Annotated in this window: 1 protein-coding gene; it reads right to left on the reverse strand. The window is 67.6% G+C overall.

The window, feature by feature from the left end; genetic code table 11:
- A partial coding sequence (locus JWG43_RS20805; RefSeq protein WP_205244337.1) for a SurA N-terminal domain-containing protein occupies positions 1-427 on the reverse strand: 427 nt, incomplete at its 3' end.
- Positions 428-457: the final 30 nt, after the last annotated feature.

Below are 457 nucleotides of genomic sequence, written 5' to 3' on the forward strand. Positions count from 1 at the left end.
GCTGCTCATTATACAGGGTCTGCACAGCCTGGTCCGAGACGGCCTTGTTGACCACGCTCTCGACCAGCATGTCGCCCAGGATGCGTTCGCGCGTCGCTTCCAGACGCCGCTGCGCCAGAGGCGAGGAGTCCAGCCGCCGCCGCTGCGCCTCTCCGGCCAGCAGCTTTTGGTCGATCACCTCGTCCAGCACCCGGCGGAAGAGATCCGACGTCGTATCCAGCGCCTCGTCCTCGCCGATCAAACCTTGGGCAACCGCCTCGCGCTTCACATCCGAGGCCCAGATGGTCTCGTCCTGGACCGTGGCCACGGCCTGGTCCCCCTGTTCGGGCGGCCGGTTTTCGCCCCCGCGCGAACAGGCGGCGGTTGAAAGCGTCGCCGTCAGCAAGGCCGCCGTCAGAATGCGTGAAGATCGCCGGAAGGGGGTCAAGGGGGCGCTCCGTCGAAGGCGGCCGAAAGC

This window comes from Desulfobulbus alkaliphilus (assembly GCF_016918545.1).
Taxonomy (GTDB): domain Bacteria; phylum Desulfobacterota; class Desulfobulbia; order Desulfobulbales; family Desulfobulbaceae; genus Desulfobulbus; species Desulfobulbus alkaliphilus.